Origin of the sequence: Streptomyces sp. PA03-1a (genome assembly GCF_033792805.1) — a bacterium.
Classification (GTDB): domain Bacteria; phylum Actinomycetota; class Actinomycetes; order Streptomycetales; family Streptomycetaceae; genus Actinacidiphila.
In genome coordinates this window covers 30,921-49,040 of record NZ_JARAVO010000001.1, presented here as the reverse complement: position 1 = coordinate 49,040, position 18,120 = coordinate 30,921, and the positions used below count along the sequence as shown (strand labels likewise).

Below are 18,120 nucleotides of genomic sequence, written 5' to 3'. Positions count from 1 at the left end.
AAATGCCCGCCTGCCCCGCGGCGCCTGGCACGGCACCCCCAGCCTTCGGCCGGGGGTGCCCCCACGCTGCGTTGTCGAATCGACCGAGTAGCCCACTACGAGGACGACTCGCCGCCTTGCGATGCACCGCACCAGACGCCGCTGGGCCCGCCCTTCGGGCGGCCGGCGCTCATTTGACGACACGACCTAGAAGAGTCATGAAGATCTTGGGTTCTGGTCCCGCCGTGTGAGTGGTGGGGCCAGACTCGTTTTCGTGGTGATGGGGGAATGGGCCGGGGAGACGGTCGGGCCGGATGTGTGGGAGACCTGCCGGGAGTTGATTCCGGCGGGAAGTGTGTTCGCGTTCCTGGCCGAGCATCGCGGAGCGTTGTTCCCGGCGGAGATGTTCGCGGACATGTATCCCTCGGCGAACGGACGGCCGTCCATGCCGCCGCAGATCCTGGCCGCGGCGATCACGGTGCAGGCCCTGCACGGGCTGTCGGACTTCGAGACCGTCCAGGAACTGCGCTGTGACCTGCGGTGGAAGGCCGCCTGCGGGCTCGGTCTGCACGATCTGGCCTTCGATCCGTCGCTGCTGGCCTACTTCCGCCGCCGTCTGGCGCGCTCGGTGCGGCCGAACCGGGTCTTTGAGGCCGTGCGCGAGGTGGTGAAAGCCACCGGGGTCCTTCAGGGCAAGCACCGGCGGGCACTGGACTCCACCGTGCTGGACGACGCGGTCGCCACCCAGGACACCGTCACCCAGCTCATCGCCGCGATCCGCACGGTGATCCGCGAGGTTCCCGGCGCCGACCAGGTCGCGGCGGTGCAGTGCACCGCGCACGACTACACCGACCCGGGCAAACCACGGATCGCCTGGAACGATCAACAGGCCCGCGCTGATCTCGTGGACGCCCTGGTCGGCGACGCGCTGCGACTGCTGGGGCATCTACCCGAGCGGGAACTGGGCGAGAGAGCCGCCAACGCCGTCGGCATCCTGGCCCTGGTCGCCGGGCAGGACGTCGAACCCGCCCAGGACTCCGACGGACGCGACGGACGCTGGCGCATCACCCAAGGGACCGCACCAGGCCGAATGGTCTCCACCGTCGACCCGCAGTCCCGGCACGTGCACAAGACCCGCACCCACCAGCAGGACGGATACAGAGCCCACCTCGCCGTCGAGCCCGAGACCGGGTTATACACCGCCGTCACCCTCACGCCCGGCGCCGGCCCCGAGCACCACGAAGCCACCGTCGGCCTGGATCTGCTCGCCGAAGAAGACGGACCGGTGGACGCCTTCGGTGACACCGCCTACTCCACCGGCCAGGCCCGCCAGGCCCTGGAACAAGCAGGTCACAGGCTGTTCCTCAACCCCGCTCCGGCCCGCGGTCCTTGGCGGCTTCACCCTCGACGACTTCACCATCGACACCACCCACGGCACCGTGACCTGCCCCGCCGAACACACCGTCGCCCTGTCCGACCCCGGCGGACGACACCAGCAGCGCAAGGCCGCCTTCAAGGACCGGTGCACCGGCTGCCCTCTGCGTCAGCGATGCACCAAGGCCAAGGCCGGCCGCATCCTGACCATCCGCCCCCACCACGACCTGCAGGCCGCTGCCCGCCTCCAGGCCGCCACCGACCCCACATGGCAGGCCGACTACCGCCGCTGGCGACCACCGGTCGAACGCGCCGTCGCCTGGCTCGTCCAGCACGGCAACCGCAAACTCCGCTACCGCGGCACCATCGCCAACGACACCTGGCTCCACACCCGAGTCGCCGCCCTCAACCTCCGCCGACTCATCAACCTCGGACTCACCCACACCGGCCAAACCTGGCACCTCAACCCAGCCACCACCTAGCAAACAGGGGCTGCCCAGCACACGACCGAACAGCCTCACACCAAGATCTTCACCAGTCTTCTAGGGCGCGTATCCAGGCATGGACGTCCCAGCTGCTGGAGGCCGCTTCAACGGCCGGCTCGTCCGACGCGGTGGCGCTCACGGCCAACGCGGCAGCGCATCAGTCCTCCTCGCCGAACTCGGCGGCGTCAGGAAAGACGTGGGTGCTGATGCGGCCCGACAGCCATCCGACCAGGAACTCGACCGCACCCACGGGGTGGGCGTCGTAATACCAGCCTCGCGGATTCCAGCAGACGACCGTCCACTCGTCCGGCTTCCCGTCGGTGAGCCAGCACACGCGGTCCCCGTTGTCGGTTCCTGCCCACGGCAGGAGTCCGCCCGGCTCGGGGTAGAAGGGGTAGGGGCAGTCTTCGGGGTGGCTGTCCCGGAAGTTGCGTTCCTGGTCCAGCAGCTGCTTCGCCGGGCCGACGAGCAGGTCCCGCCCGCCGAAGGGCGTCAGCGGCGTCAAGAAGTCGGCGAAGTGGTAGGCCCCGTAGGCTTCGACCAACTGCTGGAAGTCCGAGGGGAGCTCCCTGCCGAGTGCTGCCTCCACCTCATTCCAGTCTCCGTTCGCCCACAGCGGTTGCGACGGCGGAGGGACGAGGCGGGTGAGGTCGTCGAACGCGGTCATGGGGTCGAGCTTAGGGGTGCACGTCACGCCCCCCCCCCGAACGGGGGCGCAGCGCAGGGAGCCACCGGTTCAGACCGCTACGCGTCCAGGTCCACGGACATGTACCGGGACAGCGCGCGGAGGAAGTCGGGCGCGTCGAAGATCGCTCCGGCGGAGGCGACACCGACCGTCGTGGTCCGTCCCGAGAGGATGCGGTCGACCGCTTCCACGACCAGCGGCGCGGTGACGGCGTAGATGTCCTGGCCCTTGGCCGTGGCGCGCCGTTCGCCGTCCTTGGAGCGTACGACGACGTCGACGAGGAAGGTCTGCGCGGACCGCCCGCGCTCGTCGACGGGGGCCGGCGACGGTGTGTCCGGGGAGGCCAGGTCCGTGGCCGCCTCGGTCGTCATGTAGGTGCGCACTTCGGGGATGGACAGGTGGCTGGGAACGGTGACGACGTCAGCCATGGTGAACTCCCCGATGACGGTGCGGGGGCCCATCGGCTCGGGGAAGGGCCACGTCAGGGTCGGCGGGGCGTCGTCGCGGTACTCCAGCTGCCCGTTCGTGAAGCGGACGCGTCGCCCGCCCCGCCGCTGCCGGGAGACCGCGCCCGCGGCACGCGTGCCGGCGGTGGGGTGCCAGCTGTCCAGCCCGTAGGCGACGTGCGCCTCGTCCGCCGTCGTCCAGTCGCCCATGGCGGCGGTCGTCAGCAGGTCGCCGAGGCCGCCGTAGAAGGCCATGGCGGGGACGATCACAGTCCCCGCCGCGCGGGCGCGGTCGTTGAAGTGCGCGAACGTATCGGCGTTGGCCTCGATCTCGGCGGCCACGTCCAAGTACGGGATTCCGGCGCGCAGTGCCGCCTCTATCACGGGGGCGGCCGTCGTCGCGAAGGGCCCGGCGCAGTTGACCACGGCAGCCGTACCGGCAAGTGCGCGGTCGAGGGAAGCCGGGTCGTCGACCGACGCCTGGTGGGAGTCCAGCCCGGGTCCGGATGTCGCGAGCTCCTTCAACTTGTCGGCGTCGCGCCCGGAAAGCACCGGGACGAACCCGCGATCCCGCAGATGCGCCACCACGAAGCGCCCGGTGTGTCCGTACGCGCCGAACACCGCCACCTCGAGCCCTGAACCCATGGGTTCCTCCCCCGTATTGGATGATCCGTTGCGATAGGCCGAGGAACATCCTGTCCGGGGCGGGCACCGGAACGTGAGTGTCCGGAACGCCATGCCTCGTACAATTCCGGACATGGGCACTGTGGCGCTGGCCGTTACCGACGGGATGCTGCACTTCGAACTCTCCCTCGCGTACGAGGTCTTCGGCTCCGCCCCGGACGGCCTGGCAGGTCCTTGGTACGACCTGGTCGTCTGCGGGCCGGGCGCCGTGCGGGCCGGCCGGTTCGCGCTGGAGCCGGATCACGGCCTCGACTGGCTCCCGGGCGCCGACACCGTGATCGTCCCGGGTTGGGCCGACGTCGACGAGGACCCGCCCGCCGACCTGGTCGACGCGGTGCGCGCGGCCCACGAGGCGGGCGCGCGTGTGGCCTCCCTGTGCACCGGCGCGTTCGTACTGGCGGCCGCGGGCCTGCTCGACGGGAGACGCGCGACCACTCACTGGGCGCACACCGAGGTCATGGCCGCCCGCTACCCGAAAGTGACGGTGGACCCGGACGTCCTCTACGTGGACAACGGCAGCGTGCTCACCTCCGCGGGCAAGGCCGCCGCCATGGACCTGTGCCTGCACATCGTCCGCCTGGACCACGGTTCGTCGGTCACCAACGCCGTCGCCCGCCGCCTGGTCGTGCCACCGCACCGGGACGGCGGACAGGCCCAGTTCGTCACGGCCCCGGCGCCCGCCCCGGACAACCACCCGCTCGCCGAACTGTTCCCCTGGGTGATCGAAGGGCTCGACCAGCCCCTGACCGTGGAGGACCTGGCCCGCCGGGCACGGATGAGCCCACGGAACCTGGGACGCCATTTCCGGTCGGTGACCGGCACCACGCCACTGCAGTGGCTGCTCACCCAGCGGATCCGGCACGCCCAGGTGCTGCTGGAGACCACCGACGACAGCGTCGACTCCATCGCGGCGGCCACCGGCATGGGGACCGCCACGACGCTGCGCCGGCACTTCCACCGCACGGTCGGCGTACCTCCCGACACCTACCGCCGCACCTTCCGTCTGCGCAGCCGTCCTGCTCCGAACGGCAGTTGACCGCCGTTGTGCGCAGGCAGGCCCGTGGCGGTCGCCCGGTCTGTCTCCCCAGCGAGGTCACATGGCCATCGCCTGGGGCTGCTTGCCCACGATCGTCAGGAATTCGTCGGTCGTGAGGATGGCGTGCGCGTACGCGGGACCGTTGATGTCGAACGTCGCCTTCATCTCGTCCCAGTTGAAGGCTCCTATGGCGTCGCGGATGAGCGTGACGTGGTAGCCGAGTTCCTGGCCGAAGCGCGCGGTGGTGTCGACGCAGGTGTTGGCCTTCATGCCGATGAAGATGACCTTCTGGATGCGGTGTTGCTTGAGCAGCATGTCCAGGTCGGTGTTGGCGAAGCCGCTCGAGGCCCAGTGCTGGCGCATGACCAGCTCGTCCTCGCGCGGCACGAAGTCGGGGTGCCACTCCGCTCCCCAGCTGCCGGCGGCGAAGGTCTGCCCCTCCACGACGCGCTGCTGGGTGGGGGAGAGGTGGTCCCACGTGCGGTAGTCGTCGGGCGTCGTCTGGTGGTGAGGCACGATGAAGACGTGGAAGCCCAGGTCACGTGCCGCACCGAGCATGGCGCGCATGTTGTCGAGCAGGCCGATGCCTTCCGCCACCTCTTTGGCGGCCGGCCACAGCTTCCCGCCCTCGGACAGGAAGTCGTTGTACGGGTCGATGATCAGCAGGGCTGTCTCGTCCGGCGCGTAGGTGTTCGCTTGGACGTCCATCGTTTCCTCGCTCCTGTCTCGTCGCAGATGCCGGCACCTGCGCACCAATGTGACCGATGAGGTTGAAGTGCACTCCCTTGCCTGGGGACGGGGCTCTTCGCTTGGTGCGTCGCGATGGAATGGGCACAGCGCGAGCGTGGTGGCACGGCGCACCCGGCTTGCGACCCGAATACGCGACGTGGGAAACGCCGTGACGCCCGAGATCACAGTCTAAAACGGCGCCGATGAACCCGCTCTGCGCCGGTTGCACGGGTGATCATGCGCTCCTCGCTCCTAGCCCCTCGCCCCTCGCGGCTCGCCGCGAGATGGCGGGGATCGCAGCGCCGAACGCGCCTGACGACGGCCCGGAAGTGTCGGCGCGACCGTGCTGACGTCGGCGATCTCGGCGAACTCGACGAGGCCGCCCGGGAGCTCATCGCCGAACCGCTTCACGTCCGAGCCGCGCGGCCTGCGAGCGCCTGTTCGGCCCAGATGGTCTTGCCCTGGCCGGTGTACCGCACCCCCCAGCACCGCGAGCATTCGGCCACGAGGAACAGGCCGCGCCCTCCCTCGTCGCTGGTGTTCGCCCGGCGGATGTGCGGGGAGGTGCTGCTGCCGTCGGACACCTCGCAGATCAGGGTCCGGTCGTGGATCAGCCGCAGCCGGATCGGCTCACGGCCGTAGCGGATGGCGTTGGTGACCAGTTCGCTCGCGATCAGCTCCGTGGTGAAGCCGAGGTCACCGATGCCCCACTGGTCGAGTTGCCGCACCACCAGAGAGCGGGCGCCCGCGACACCGGCAGGGTCGCGCGGCAGCTCCCAGGTGACGACGTGGTCGACGCTGAGTCCGTGCGTGCGGACCACGAGGAGCGACAGGTCGTCCTCGGCCGCCAGGAGCGGCGCCGCGATGTCCGCGGTGGCCCGGCAGACGTCCTCGACCGACCGGCCGCTGCGCCGCATGGCGGTCCGCAGCAGCCGGGGGACAGCGTCGTCGCTGCCGCACGCGCGCACCAGGCTGCCCGTGTGGAAGAGCAGGGTGCTGCCTTCGGCGAGCTTCAGGTCCAGGGGTTCGAAGACCGGCTCGCCCATGCCCAAGGGCCGGTTGCCCGGCAGTTCGAGGACGTGGACGGATGCGCCCGGACCGGCCACGGCGGGCGGGGGATGGCCCGCGCTGGCCAGGACGCAGCGGCGCCCGACCGGGTCCCACACCGCGTAGAGGAACGTCGCGCCGACCAGTCGTTCCACGAACCACGTGGACCACCGGTCGGGCTCGCCCGTGGCATAGCGCGACACGATGTCGTCCAGCCGGGCGAGGACTTCCTCGGGTGCGAGATCGAGTTCCGACAGGGCCCGGGCCGCGGCGCCGATCAACCCGATGCAGACGGTGGCCTGTACCCCGGAGACCAGGACGTCACCGACGCTGAAGGCGACCCGCATGCCGGACAACGGGACGGCGTCGCTCCACGAGCCGCTCACCCCCGTGCCACTGCGGGCGGGCACGTACGAGCGGGTGATCTCGGCCGCGCTGTGGTCCGGCGCGTGAGCGGCCTCCATGCGCCTTCTCAGGCCGACCGCCGCAAGGTGTTCGTGCTGGTCGAGCAGGCTGCGCGCCGCATCGTCCTCCGAGATCTGGGGCAGCGGACCGGCGGTCGCCAGGATCACCGTTCGCTCGCTGCCCGGAAGGGCGGAGGTCACGGAACAGGCCATGAGCGCGACGGGCACAGCACGGCCGAGCCGGTGCATGAGGACGACCGGGAGCCAGGGGGTACTGCTGGCCTCCGCGGCCGGCACCAGCCGGCGGAGGGAGCCCCACGGAAGCACCGGGCACAGCTCGCCGACCGGTCTGCCCACGACCTCGGGAGTCTCGTACCCCAGAAGACGCTCGGCCGCCGGACTCCATCCGCACACCAGGCCCGCCGCGTCCACCACGAAGGCCGCCGGGCCTCCGTCGAGGGCCGGGGTGCGGGCGGGGAACGCCCCATCCAAGGTGTCCATCTCACCGACCTCGTTCGGTGAGGAAGCTCCTACACGTTGACGATACGACGCCGCCGGGGCCGACGCCTTTCCGCTGGTCGGCCGCCGGGGCGTTCGCTCAGGAAGCGAGTTGCGGGTACAGGGCGGCGGGGCCGGCCGCCAGGCCCGCCTTGACCTGGTGGGACAGCTCGTCGGCCAGCACTTCGTAGGCGTCGGATTCGATGCCGTCCAGCGCCTGCTCGGCGACGCTCTCCGGCGACGACTTCGGGGCGTCGATGTGCGCCGCCAGGTCGGTGTCGACGTAACCGACGTGCAGTCCGGTCACGTTGACACCGCGTGGCTTCAGCTCCAGACGCAGCGAGTCGGTCTGGGACCACAGCGCTGCCTTGGAGGCGCTGTAGGAACCGGCGAGAGCGACCCACGACAGGACGGAGTGCACGTTGAGCAGATGGCCGCCACCGTTGGCCTCGATGATCGGGACGAAGGCCCGGGTCATCTCCAGGGGGCCGTAGAAGTTCGTCTCGAACTCGCGGCGGACGTCGTCCACCGGGGAGGTCAGGAAGGACGCCGCGACGGCCGCCGCGGCGTTGTTGACCAGGATGGTGACGTCCTGTGCCTGTGCCGCCACGGCGGCGACCGACGCGGGATCGGTGACCTCCAGGGGCAGCGCGACCGCGCCGGGATGGGTGACGCTGCGGGGGTCGCGGGCGGTGGCGTAGACCTTCTTGGCGCCCCGGGCGTACAGGGACTCGACCAGGGCCTTGCCGATGCCCCGGCTGCCCCCGGTGACGAGGACGGTCGAACCTGCGATTGCGGTCATGAGCTGCTCCCAGTTGCGTTGCGGCCGATGGCGGAAACCGATCGGTTTTATGTACCGTAAACCGATCGGTTTCCTCCTGGCAAGCAGCGGGCGTAGCCTGTGGCGTATGACTTCGACCGCATCGGCCTCGTCCGAGTCCGCGACGGCGGCTGCGACCGCAGGTACGACTGCGACTGCGACGAGCCCGAGCCGTGAGCGGCTCCTCGACGCCGCAGCCGCGCTCTTCTACCGGGAGGGCGTGAACATCGGTGTCGAGGCGCTGTGCCGGGCGGCCGGAGTCTCCAAGCGGTCGATGTACCAGCTCTTCACGAGCAAGGACGACGTCCTCGCGGCCAGCCTGGAGCGGGCGGGGTCCGGCTACCTGGCCCAGCTGCTGCCCGCTCCCGGGGCCGAACTGCCACCGCGCGACCGCATCATGCACGTCTTCGAACGGCTCGAGTCGCTGTCCGCGTCCCCGGAGTACCTGGGCTGCCCCTTCCTGGCGACCGCGTTCGAACTCAAGGACCCCGTCCACCCCGCCAGGGTGGTGGCGCGACGCTACAAGGACGCGCTCACCGACTTCTTCCGTGAGGAGGCGAGCCGCGGTGACGCGCACGATCCGGATGTGCTGGCCCGCCAGCTCACCATCGCCTTCGACGGATCAAGCTCCCGCGCCGTAGCGCAGGCCCAAGGTCTGGGCGGGCTGGCCGTCGCCACCGCCGCGGCCATGCTGGACGCGGCGGGCATGGCCTGAGCGGCCGCGCGCCCTCGGGCCCTCAGGCGTGAAGCCCGCGGACCCGTGGGGTGTCAGTGCAGTGCGACCTCGCCTGCGCGGACCGCCCGCATGGCGCGCTCGACGGTCTCCTGGTTCTCACCGACCGGAGCCACGTAGTCGATGACGCCGCGCGCCGCGTCCTCCCCGAGCGTCCGGGTCATCACCCATGCGGCGAGGTACTGGGACGCCAGGCAGCCGCCTGCCGTGGCGATGTTCCCCTCGGCGTGGAACGGCGCGTCCAGCACGGTGACGCCGCAGGCCTCGACGAAAGGCCGGCTCTTGTTGTCGGTGCACGCCGGCATGTCACCCAGCAACCCGAGGCGCGCCAGCACCAGCGCGCCGGAGCACTGCGAACCGATCAGCTGTCGCGAAGGGTCGAGCGGCAGCATCGAGGGCAACCGGTCGTCGGCGACCACGTCGCGCGTCCTCACGCCGCTTCCGATGAGTACGACGTCGGCCTCGCGCACGAATTCCATCGGGCGCTGCCCGGTCACCTCGACGCCGTTCATCGAGGTGACCACCGGCGTCGGTGTCGTGATGAAGGCCTCCAGGCCGTCCTTGCGGCACCTGTTGATCAACGAGGCGGCGATGAAGCTGTCGAGCTCGTTGAACCCGTCGAACGTGACGACGGCCACCTGCATCGCAACTCCTCCGAAAATGGCGTCGGACCTCTTGTGCCGTCTGTGGAGTGTCCGCGGGCGTCCCGACGATCCGGGGCAGGGCTGGACAGCCGTTTCCCGTGCCGGATGCGGTCCCGCCGCAGTCGGCGCCCGCCAGGTGCCAGCGTGGTTTTGACCGGCTCCCAGTCTATGGGGTGGCGGTGGACCGTTGCGTACGGCGGTTGCCACACGGCCGAGCGGCCCCGCCAGGCTTCTGCGCGCCGCTGTCACGCGAACTGCATGGGGGGAGGGCATGGCGACACCGCCCTGCGGGTGAGGCGAGGGATACATCTGCCCTCTCGCGTGGCATACGGCAGGGGTGAGCAAACAACCAGAGGTGGAGCGGGAGCCGCAGGACGCGGCGCACCGGCGTCCGACGGGGATGAGCGACCTCACGGTCGAGGCCCTCGGGTCCCTGTCGAAGGCGTTGGAGACCACCGAGCGCGCCCGCGGTCACCTGTACGGCTTCCATCAATTGACCGGCACTGCGGACCTTGAACTGGACCGTGCTGTCCGTTTGCTGCGAGAGGCCGGTCATGAGGCGCAAGCCGACGCCGTCGAGCGCGAGCTCCTGGGACGCGATGTCCTCCCCGGGCATTGGACCTTCGAGATCATCGAGGCCTACAACCGCACCTACTACCGACCCTTCGCAGATCTGGAACGCCGCCTGGTCGACGACCTCGCCGAGGGGCGCGACCATCTCTACGAGGCCCAGATGAAAGAGGCCCGCCGTACATCCCGCCACCCCGACCGCACCACCAGTGGTCGCTCTCGCTGATCGGCACCGTCGTGGAAGGAGCGGGTGGTTCGGCACGGGGCCGAAGCGGGAAGCTCGCACCTCCCGGCCCCTCACCCGACTGGGCCTCCCGCCTGGCAGCCGTGGCCGGCAGGGACAAGGATCGTCTCGTGCATGAGGGTCCGTCGACCTCCCCCAGACGTCCCCTCGGCCGAGAGCCGGGCCCCCGCCGCTGTGAAGCGCCGGGGGCCTGTCTCTTGGGCCTCTACGTCAAGGGCATGCGCGCGCTGGTCCTCCACACCGCCACCGTGCAGGACGGGATCGAGGTCGAGGAAGCGGCCGGCGAGGACGCCTCGGCCCTGCACAGCGTCAACGACCTGCTGCTGCCGATCGTCAAGGGCTACGGCTCCGAGAAGGGCTACGAGCAGCCGCCAAGATCGACACCCTCTACGAGGGCACCACGGCGATCCAGGGCCAGCACTACTTCTTCCGGAAGATCGTCCGTAACCAGGGCGCCGCGCTGACCACCCTCACCGAGGAGATCAAGCGGTTCCTGGCGGCCGGGACCGGCGGTGACGAGCTGGCCGCCGCTCCGCGAGCAGCTCGCCCAGGCCGCGGCCGATCTGGAGGCCATCGTCGGTGTCATGCTGACCGACCTCGCCGCCACCGAGCAGGACGTGAAGTCCACAAGGTGGGCCTGAACACCACCCGCCTGCTGATGGCGTCCGGTGACGTGCTCGTCGGCTACCTGCTGCTCCGTGGCGCGGCCGTGGCGCAGGCGAGACTGGCGCACGCGTCCGCCGAGGACAAGACGTTCTACACCGGCAAGATCGCGGCCGCGGAGTTCTTCGCGGCCGACATCCTGCCCGGGGTCACCGCCGCGCGCCGCAGCGCCGAATCCGTCGACGGCTCGCTGATGGAACTGGCCGAAGCGGCTCTCTGACCCGCGCCCCGATCATCCCGATTGCGCCCCTCCCGGGACGGTACGTTCCCGGTGCGCGGTGGCAGGCCACTCGAGCGACCACTTGGTCCTGCATCGGCGTATTCGGTAGCGCTGTGGCAGGGACATGCGGTAATTAGTGCCCTGGTGGCCCGACTACGGGGGTCCGCCGGCGCACCAAGGGCGCGCCTCAGCAGCATGAAAAGGACGAACTCAGTGGCATCTGGCGTTGTGAAGTGGTTCAACTCGGAGAAGGGCTTCGGCTTCATCGCACAGGACGGTGGGCCGGACGTGTTCGCCCATTACTCCAACATCCAGAGCACCGGATACCGCGAGCTCGTGGAGGGTGAGCGTGTCACGTTCGACGTGACGCAGGGGCAGAAGGGCCCGCAGGCGGAGAACATCGTCCGCGGCTGACCTTGGTGCTGCCGAAGCAGCACGGACACGAAGCGGCCTCGCCCACGGTTTCCGGCCGTCGGCGAGGCCGCCTCGTGTCCCCCTACCGTCGGGGGGCTATCCGGAAGGAACGGATGACCGTCTGGTCGACGGCGTCGCCCGCCGCGTCCTTGGCGGTGAGGCGGATCGAGGCGTAACCGCCGGCCGAGGGCGTGGTCAGCTTCACGAAGCCGCGGTCGCCTGCGCGCCAGACCTTGAGGGCCTTCCAGCTCCTGCCGTCGTCGAAGGAGACCCGCAGGCCCAGCGAGGTGGTGACGGCCTTGCTGCCGCGCTCGGCGGCGACGGTGAAGAGGTACGTGCGGCCGCCCGTGACGGTGCCGGAGGCGTTCAGCGGGCCGCCCAGCCGGACGTTCATCAGCGGCAGCTCGGCCGGTTCCGGGCCCGTCGGGCGTCCGGAGGTGAAGGTCCAGGTGGCGGAGGCCTTGCTGCCCAGACTCGACCAGCCGACCTTGCGGGTGCCGGACGACGTCAGGGTGTAGGTCGCCTTCTCGTAGGGAACCGCCGCCTGCAGCCGGCCCAGGGAGTCCAGGGACGCGATCTTCACGCCGTCGCGGTACAAGGTCGACGAGCCCGTGGTGTCCCGGGCCTCGCCCGAGTGCGTCGCGGTGTTCTCGGCGGCCGTGGAGAACAGGCCGGGGGTGAGGTACAGCCCGTCCTCGAGCCGCAGGGCCTCCACCGACCGGGCGCGCAGCGGTCCCTGGTTCCACCCTCGGGTGTAGGCCTTGCCCGGGGTGAACCGTGTGGTGCCCGCGAACTGGATCTCGTCGTAGCCCGCAGTGCCCTGGGCGCGCATGCCGAGGGTGCGGTCCCAGACGATCGCGGAGTCGTCGGTGTAGTAGCGGGTCTGCCTGCCGGGGACCGGGACCTGGTTGCCGTCCACGAACGTGATGGCGCCGTAGGTCGGGACCGGGGTGTCGATCCGGACCCCGAGCGGCTTGCCGCCCTGGTCGGCGTAGGTTTCCTCGACCCGGGCGAGGGACCTGTCGTGCATCGGGCGGGTGAGGGTGGCCGGGATGCCGCCCTTGGTGTTGACGGCCAGGTTGTAGGCGTAGCTCCAGGCCGGCTTGGTGGCGGTCCTGGGGACCGTGCCGCTCCACCGCTGGGTGGCGAGGAACCAGAACGGGTGGCTGGTGACCTTCGTCGTGGTCGGGGTGGCGTAGACGCGGCTGCCGGGGAAGCCCAGCACGAACTTCTGGGTGCCGTAACGGCCGTCCGCGCTGATCGACGTCGTACTGGCGAAGATGCCGTCGTTCTGCGCAGTGCCCTTGTCGACGGTGAGGTCGACCGGCTTCGCGGTGCGGCCGTCGAGGACGAGCGTGGTGTCGGCGGTGAGGTCGACGCCGGGCCGGGAGAAGAGGACCGAGGTCTGCGCGACGGGGTCGAACTTGCTCGCCGAGACGTCGTACTCGCTCTCGGGCAGCTGCATCGCGACCTTGCCGTCGGCGTCGGTGGAGGCGTTGTACTGCAGACCGGTCCGGCTGTCGAAGGCGGCAACGTTGATGTCCGGGCCCACGGGCTTGCCGTCGAGGCCGAGGACGGTCAGCGACAGGGCGCGGGTGAGTGGCTCGGCGTAGACACCGAAGGCGTCGCGGACCGTGGTGGTGCCGTCCTCCGTGGTGGCGACGATGGAACCGCCGTAGGCGCCCGCCATCGTGTCGTCGACGGAGGCGGTGAGGGTGGCGGAGGCGGTGCCGCCGGCCGGGACGGTCACCGTGTCGGCCGACAGGGCGAAGGCCCCCGCGGGGGCGGCTGTGCCTCTGGGCCCGTACGCGTCGACGGAGAGGTGGAGCGTGACGTCGGCCGCGCCGTCGTTGGTGTAGGTGACGGTGCCGGTCCGGGTGACGTCCTGGTGCGGGTAGTCGGCCTTGCCCAGGCTGATGCTGCCCGAGGTGGCGCGTACGTTCTGCGCGCTGGCGCGGGCGACGTCCAGCCGGCCGGTGCCCTGGTCGTACGCGGTCAGGCCGGGCAGGCCCTTGGCGGCACTGGTGAGGGCGGCCTTGAAGTCGGCGGCCTTCCAGGACGGGTGCTGCTGGGCGAGCAGCGCCACCGCTCCCGTGACATGCGGGGTCGCCATCGAGGTGCCGGAGGCGGTGACGTAGGAGGAGCCGACCGGGTCGCCCATGGTGGTGCCCGCCGCGCGGGCCGCGGTGATGTCCTGGCCGGGCGCGACGATGTCCGGCTTGACGGCGAAGTCCTCGATCCGCGGGCCGCGGCTGGAGAAGGCGCTGAGCGTGTCCTGCTTGGTGGTGCTGCCCACGGTGAGCGCGGAGTCGGCGATGCCGGGGGAGCCCACGGTGCCGCCGAAGTAGTCGGCCGCTGGGGCGCCTTCGTTGCCGGCCGCGATCACGAACAGGGTGCCGCGCTCGGCGGTCAGCGTGTCGACCGCCTCGGTGAGCGGGTCGGTCTTCGCGTACGGGGCCTGCCCCAGGCTGAGGTTGACGGCCTTGGCGCCCGCCTCGGACGCCCACGTCATGCCGTTGATGACGGCGTCGTCGGGGCAGAAGCCGTCGTCGGTGCAGACCTTGCCGATCAGCAGCTTGGCGTCGGGCGCGACGCCCTTGTACTTGCCGGCGGAGGCCGCGCCGGTGCCCGCGATGGTGGAAGCGGTGTGGGTGCCGTGGCCGTTGCCGTCCACCACCGTACCGGTGCCCGTGAAGTCCATGGTCCCGCCGGTGGAGGCCTTGTCCGAGAGGTCGGGGTGGGTGGGGTCGTAGCCGGTGTCGAGGTCGGCGACGGTGACGCCCTGCCCGGTGATGTGCGCACCGGTGGAGTCGACGCTGTCCCAGACCTTCGGGGCGCCGATGATGGCGGTGCTCTCGGCGAGGGCAACGCGGCTGCGGCCGTTGAGCCACAGCTTGTCCAGCGGGCCGCGGAGGCCCTGCGTCCCGCTGACGAACGTCCAGAACGCGGTGGCGTCGCGCTTGGCCGGGGCGAGGCTGCCTCCGTGGAGGACGTCCAGGGTCCGGGTGATCCTGGCGCCGTGCCGCTGGATCGCTCCGCGAGCGGCCGAGGAAGAGGCGCTGCGGCTGGAGTAGATGAGCCGCAGCGAAGCGCTCGAGGCGTCGTCGTAGCCGGCGTCGAGCTGCTCGGTGACGTCGAAGAGACGCGGGTCGAGCTTCCCATCGGTCAACAGCGGCTGTGCGTCGGACGGGACCACGAGGATGTGGTGGTCCGTGCCCTTCCACTGGTGGGACACGTCGAAGCCGATGCGGTCGCGGCCCGGGCCGCGTGTGACGCTGACCGCGGGGACGCCGCCGGCACCTCGGGTGACGGTGACCTTGTCACCGGTGATCAGGGTCAGGGTGCGGACCGCCTTCGCGCCGGGCGAGGCGGAGCCCAGGGCGGGTACGGGCGGTGCGGAGTTCGGGGATGCCTGCGCGGCGCCTGGTACGGCGCCGGCGACCAGCCCGGCCAACGCCAGGGCCCATCCGGCTCGTATACGCATGTATGAGTACCTTTTGGCCGCCCGGGGAGACCTGGGACGCGGGCGGCGGACAGAGAGTGCCCGGCGGTCGCCGGCCACCCGGGAGACGGCCTGGGCAGGCCTGTGCTGGGGCGAGTTGCCCCTCAGGTCGAACGCCCGACCGAGTCCTTGGTCACGAGCGACGAGAAAACCACACTTGATCAAGGATGCATAGAGGTGAGCGTGTGTTACCGCTGGTCAGGGTGCAGGCCGGCCCGGCGGTGAGCGACGGGTCCCGGAACGGGTCGCACGAGTTTCCCGAAGGATGGGGGGTCACGGCCGTTGGAACGGGAGGGCCTGGCTCGGCAGCCTCGCGCCCAACAAGCGCAGGGCAAGGGGCCCTTCGGATGGCCGCCTGCGGCGGTGGGTGGCCGGCAGTTGCAACCCACCGCTCACAGGGCCGTGTGCATCGGTGGTCATCACCACCGATGCGGCATTCCGAGTCAACCTGATGAGAAGGTGTGAAACCGGGCGGCGTGGCGGGGCGTTGAGCGGTTGTCACTCCAACGGCGGTGTGGCCCGCCGGGGAGGTTCCCCGCTGATGGCGAACGGGGCGCCGGCGAGCCATCCGTGGTGCGCCCACCGTGATGCGTCCGGGCAGTGCAAAGGGTGAGGTTCGCGGCCCTTCCGGCAGCGCGAACCCCACCCTGGCACGGGGGAGAGGCGTCAGGTCACCATCGGTACCAACGGCGGCGCCCACCGCCCTCGGCGGCCCGGAACACGAAGCCGAGCAGCCACACCACCAGCACGATGATGGCGATCCACCACAGGGCCTTGAGGGCGAACCCGGCCCCGAAGAGGATCAGGGCCAGCAGCAGGACAAGAAGCAAAGGAACCATGTCGTCAACCTCCTGACCACGCGTCTGCCCCGAGGCGCGATCGCCATGCGTGAACCACAGGGCACCGGATGGCGTGTGAACGGGCCCGCCGTTTTCCGCATGGAACCCGAAGGGCCGGAAAGGGGCAGGTCATGGCCGTCACCGGCCACGCACCGAGGAGGACTCATGGCCACGTCAGAACAAGACCGCCGGAAGAGCGCCGGGACCGACGACATCACCCGGCGACCCCGCCAGGAATCCCAGGACGAAGGGGGCCGCGACTCCTCGCACCGTGAGCAGGGCACCGTCGGGGACGCCCTCCGCAAGGCGATGGAGGAAGCGGCGGTCGACAGGGAAGACTTCGCCTGAGCCCGGCGAAAACCGCTGGTCAACCTGGTGACCGAGGGCCGAGACTGAGGGGCTCATCACACCGGACGGACAGAGCGGGGCCGGAACTGACGTACAACCGGGACACACTTCCCTTTCCCGAGAACCGCGTGCCTCCGGCCTCCTTCACGGGCATGCACGACTGGGCCGATCTCGACCCGGGTCGCCACCCGTTCGCCTGGGACGAGGACGAGGAGGCCCGTCTCCGCGCGCTGGTCCGTGAATGGGTGCCACCCGTGCTTTCCGGCATGGCGGGTTGGTGGCAGGGCGAGGAGTGGTGCGAACGCCAGGTGGACGCGATCATCCGGGAGCGGTACGGGACCTGGGCGCAGGGATGGAACTGGTGCTACCGGTACGGCGGGGTCATCGGCAGTTGGGTCACCGGAGCCGGCTCGGTGACGACCCCCGACGAGACCGCCGCCCGCGTCGTCGCCGCGCTGCTTGAGTGGCGGGAGTGGTTGGAGACGACGGCTCGGCGATTCGTCGAGCTGGCACCGCCGCCGGACGCCGCTCCGGAGGATCTCAGCTGGCATCTCGAGCGCGCCTGCGTCCGGCTCGTGACGTACGCGCTCGACTCCGACGCGGAGGGCGGCTGGCACAGGCAGGCAGGTCTGCTCCTGCGCTGGTACCTGACCACCAGCGGCATGAGCCAGGCGGACGCCGGACGGGCGGTCGAGGCCGCGATCGGCGGCCGGTTCCATAGCTGGGTCGCCCCTGCGCGGACACTGATCGAATCGGTCGGTGAGGACCTCGCCGTCGGCCTCACCGGCTACGCCCCGTACCAGGACCACCGTGAGCGAGAGGACCTGGAGGACCGCCATGACCGCTCCTGACAGCCTCGCGACCTGGCTGCGCGTACGCCGCGAGTCCGCCTGGCACCAGGCACCCGCCCTGCGACGGGTGCGGCCCGTGCGCGACGGGTTCCGCGCGTGGTGCGAAGGGCCGGTACGCCGGCGCGACCCCGTCCGTGCGGAGCGCCTGCTCGCCGCCCACACCCTGGCCCGCGCCGACGCCGCCCGCCGGGCCCCGCTGGACTTCGCCCTGCTGGCGGGCTGGCAGCGCGAGGTCTTCGGCGGGGGACAGGCACCTTTCCGCGAGACGGACGCCCACGCGAAGGCGGGCTGCGAACGCTACGGCCTGACGTCGACGACCCAGGCCGACTTCGCCGCCTGCCTGCGGGAGGCGACCGACCCGCTGATCCCGCCGGCGGCACGTGCGGCCCGCGCGTACCTCGACGTGGCGTTCTTCCACCCCTTCACCGACGGCAATGCCCGCGCGGCCCTGCTGACCCTGGTCCACGTCCTGGCCCGCGAGGACATCGTCCTCCCGGAGGTCGGCCCGCTCCAGACGACCCGGTATGCGGACGACCCGGTGGGCGCCGCCGACCTGGCGACACTCATCGGTGTGCTCAACCGGCGCCGGTAGCGCGAGGTTGACAGGCGAGGTCGGCGCGCCGCCGGGACCTCGAAGGGCTCCAAGGGGTCGCCGTCGACGCGCCGACCGGTGCGAGCCTATGCCCCGGCTCGCCTCTCCAGCGTGCCCGAGCGCCGATGGCGCCGCATCCTGGACGTGCGGCCTCGCCGCCTTCCGCCCTGGCCGGCGAGGCCGCTCATCGGTCAGGGCCGACGGCGAGCGCGAGACCGGACCGGCGACGGACGCGCGACCCTGCTGGGGCTCGACAACGCCATCGGGCGGTGCCGGCCCGTCGCGTCCGCGAGGTAGGCGGGCGGCCCGCCGC

The 18,120-nt window shown here is 70.8% G+C and carries 15 protein-coding genes and 2 pseudogenes; 9 read left to right on the top strand and 8 right to left on the bottom strand.

Features of this window, described 5'->3' with window-relative positions:
• Window positions 1-259 precede the first annotated feature (259 nt).
• Window positions 260-1,835, top strand: a pseudogene (locus PV341_RS00265) (IS1182 family transposase).
• Between the two features lie 160 nt (window positions 1,836-1,995).
• Here PV341_RS00265 and PV341_RS00260 read toward each other — a convergent pair.
• On the bottom strand, window positions 1,996-2,505 hold the full coding sequence (locus PV341_RS00260) for an SMI1/KNR4 family protein (RefSeq protein WP_500356275.1): 510 nt from the start codon (window positions 2,503-2,505) through the stop codon (window positions 1,996-1,998).
• A 77-nt stretch (window positions 2,506-2,582) separates the two neighbouring features.
• Window positions 2,583-3,614, bottom strand: coding sequence for a saccharopine dehydrogenase family protein (locus PV341_RS00255; RefSeq protein ID WP_500356274.1), 1,032 nt, complete (start codon window positions 3,612-3,614; stop codon window positions 2,583-2,585).
• A 112-nt stretch (window positions 3,615-3,726) separates the two neighbouring features.
• Between PV341_RS00255 and PV341_RS00250 the strand changes: the two genes are divergently transcribed.
• On the top strand, window positions 3,727-4,689 hold the full coding sequence (locus PV341_RS00250) for a helix-turn-helix domain-containing protein (RefSeq protein WP_500356273.1): 963 nt from the start codon (window positions 3,727-3,729) through the stop codon (window positions 4,687-4,689).
• Window positions 4,690-4,746: 57 nt separating this feature from the next.
• Here PV341_RS00250 and PV341_RS00245 read toward each other — a convergent pair whose 3' ends face one another.
• From PV341_RS00245 to PV341_RS00235, 3 genes are all read right to left on the bottom strand, one after another.
• Window positions 4,747-5,397: a cysteine hydrolase family protein gene (locus PV341_RS00245; RefSeq protein ID WP_500329137.1), complete on the bottom strand. Its 651-nt coding sequence runs from the start codon at window positions 5,395-5,397 to the stop codon at window positions 4,747-4,749.
• A gap of 428 nt (window positions 5,398-5,825) precedes the next feature.
• Window positions 5,826-7,370: a SpoIIE family protein phosphatase gene (locus PV341_RS00240; RefSeq protein WP_500356271.1), complete on the bottom strand. Its 1,545-nt coding sequence runs from the start codon at window positions 7,368-7,370 to the stop codon at window positions 5,826-5,828.
• A gap of 97 nt (window positions 7,371-7,467) precedes the next feature.
• A complete protein-coding gene (locus PV341_RS00235) occupies window positions 7,468-8,169 on the bottom strand; it encodes an SDR family oxidoreductase (protein WP_500329135.1) in 702 nt (233 codons plus the stop codon).
• Between the two features lie 106 nt (window positions 8,170-8,275).
• Here PV341_RS00235 and PV341_RS00230 point away from each other — a divergent pair, with 106 nt between their 5' ends.
• Window positions 8,276-8,902 (top strand): TetR/AcrR family transcriptional regulator, encoded by a 627-nt coding sequence (locus PV341_RS00230; protein ID WP_500329134.1) that lies wholly within the window; start codon window positions 8,276-8,278, stop codon window positions 8,900-8,902.
• Between the two features lie 53 nt (window positions 8,903-8,955).
• Here PV341_RS00230 and PV341_RS00225 read toward each other — a convergent pair whose 3' ends face one another.
• Complete coding sequence (locus tag PV341_RS00225; protein ID WP_500329133.1) at window positions 8,956-9,564, bottom strand: type 1 glutamine amidotransferase family protein; 609 nt, start codon at window positions 9,562-9,564, stop codon at window positions 8,956-8,958.
• 400 nt (window positions 9,565-9,964) lie between these two features.
• On the opposite strand from PV341_RS00225, the gene PV341_RS00220 reads away from it, so the two are divergent.
• The 3 genes and pseudogenes from PV341_RS00220 (at window position 9,965) to PV341_RS00210 (ending at window position 11,675) form a co-directional block, all read left to right on the top strand.
• A complete protein-coding gene (locus tag PV341_RS00220; protein ID WP_500329219.1) occupies window positions 9,965-10,360 on the top strand; it encodes a hypothetical protein in 396 nt (131 codons plus the stop codon).
• Between the two features lie 146 nt (window positions 10,361-10,506).
• A pseudogene (locus tag PV341_RS00215) lies at window positions 10,507-11,261 on the top strand (acyl-CoA dehydrogenase C-terminal domain-containing protein); the annotation flags it as partial.
• A 213-nt stretch (window positions 11,262-11,474) separates the two neighbouring features.
• Window positions 11,475-11,675, top strand: a complete 201-nt coding sequence (locus PV341_RS00210) for a cold-shock protein (RefSeq protein WP_499509724.1) — start codon at window positions 11,475-11,477, stop codon at window positions 11,673-11,675.
• An 82-nt stretch (window positions 11,676-11,757) separates the two neighbouring features.
• Here PV341_RS00210 and PV341_RS00205 read toward each other — a convergent pair whose 3' ends face one another.
• Together PV341_RS00205 and PV341_RS00200 are read right to left on the bottom strand one after the other, a co-directional pair.
• Complete coding sequence (locus PV341_RS00205; RefSeq protein WP_500356269.1) at window positions 11,758-15,159, bottom strand: S8 family serine peptidase; 3,402 nt, start codon at window positions 15,157-15,159, stop codon at window positions 11,758-11,760.
• Between the two features lie 689 nt (window positions 15,160-15,848).
• On the bottom strand, window positions 15,849-16,016 hold the full coding sequence (locus PV341_RS00200; protein ID WP_018561957.1) for a DUF5670 family protein: 168 nt from the start codon (window positions 16,014-16,016) through the stop codon (window positions 15,849-15,851).
• Window positions 16,017-16,181: 165 nt separating this feature from the next.
• On the opposite strand from PV341_RS00200, the gene PV341_RS00195 reads away from it, so the two are divergent.
• The 3 genes from PV341_RS00195 (at window position 16,182) to PV341_RS00185 (ending at window position 17,807) form a co-directional block, all read left to right on the top strand.
• Window positions 16,182-16,364 carry a hypothetical protein gene (locus PV341_RS00195; protein WP_500329131.1) on the top strand — a complete coding sequence of 61 codons (183 nt, stop codon included), beginning with the start codon at window positions 16,182-16,184 and terminating at the stop codon, window positions 16,362-16,364.
• Between the two features lie 152 nt (window positions 16,365-16,516).
• Window positions 16,517-17,215 (top strand): hypothetical protein, encoded by a 699-nt coding sequence (locus tag PV341_RS00190; protein ID WP_500329130.1) that lies wholly within the window; start codon window positions 16,517-16,519, stop codon window positions 17,213-17,215.
• Entirely contained in the window at window positions 17,202-17,807 is a 606-nt protein-coding gene (locus PV341_RS00185; protein WP_500329129.1) for a Fic family protein, read from the top strand. The genes PV341_RS00190 and PV341_RS00185 overlap by 14 nt, the downstream gene beginning before the upstream one ends.
• Window positions 17,808-18,120: the final 313 nt, after the last annotated feature.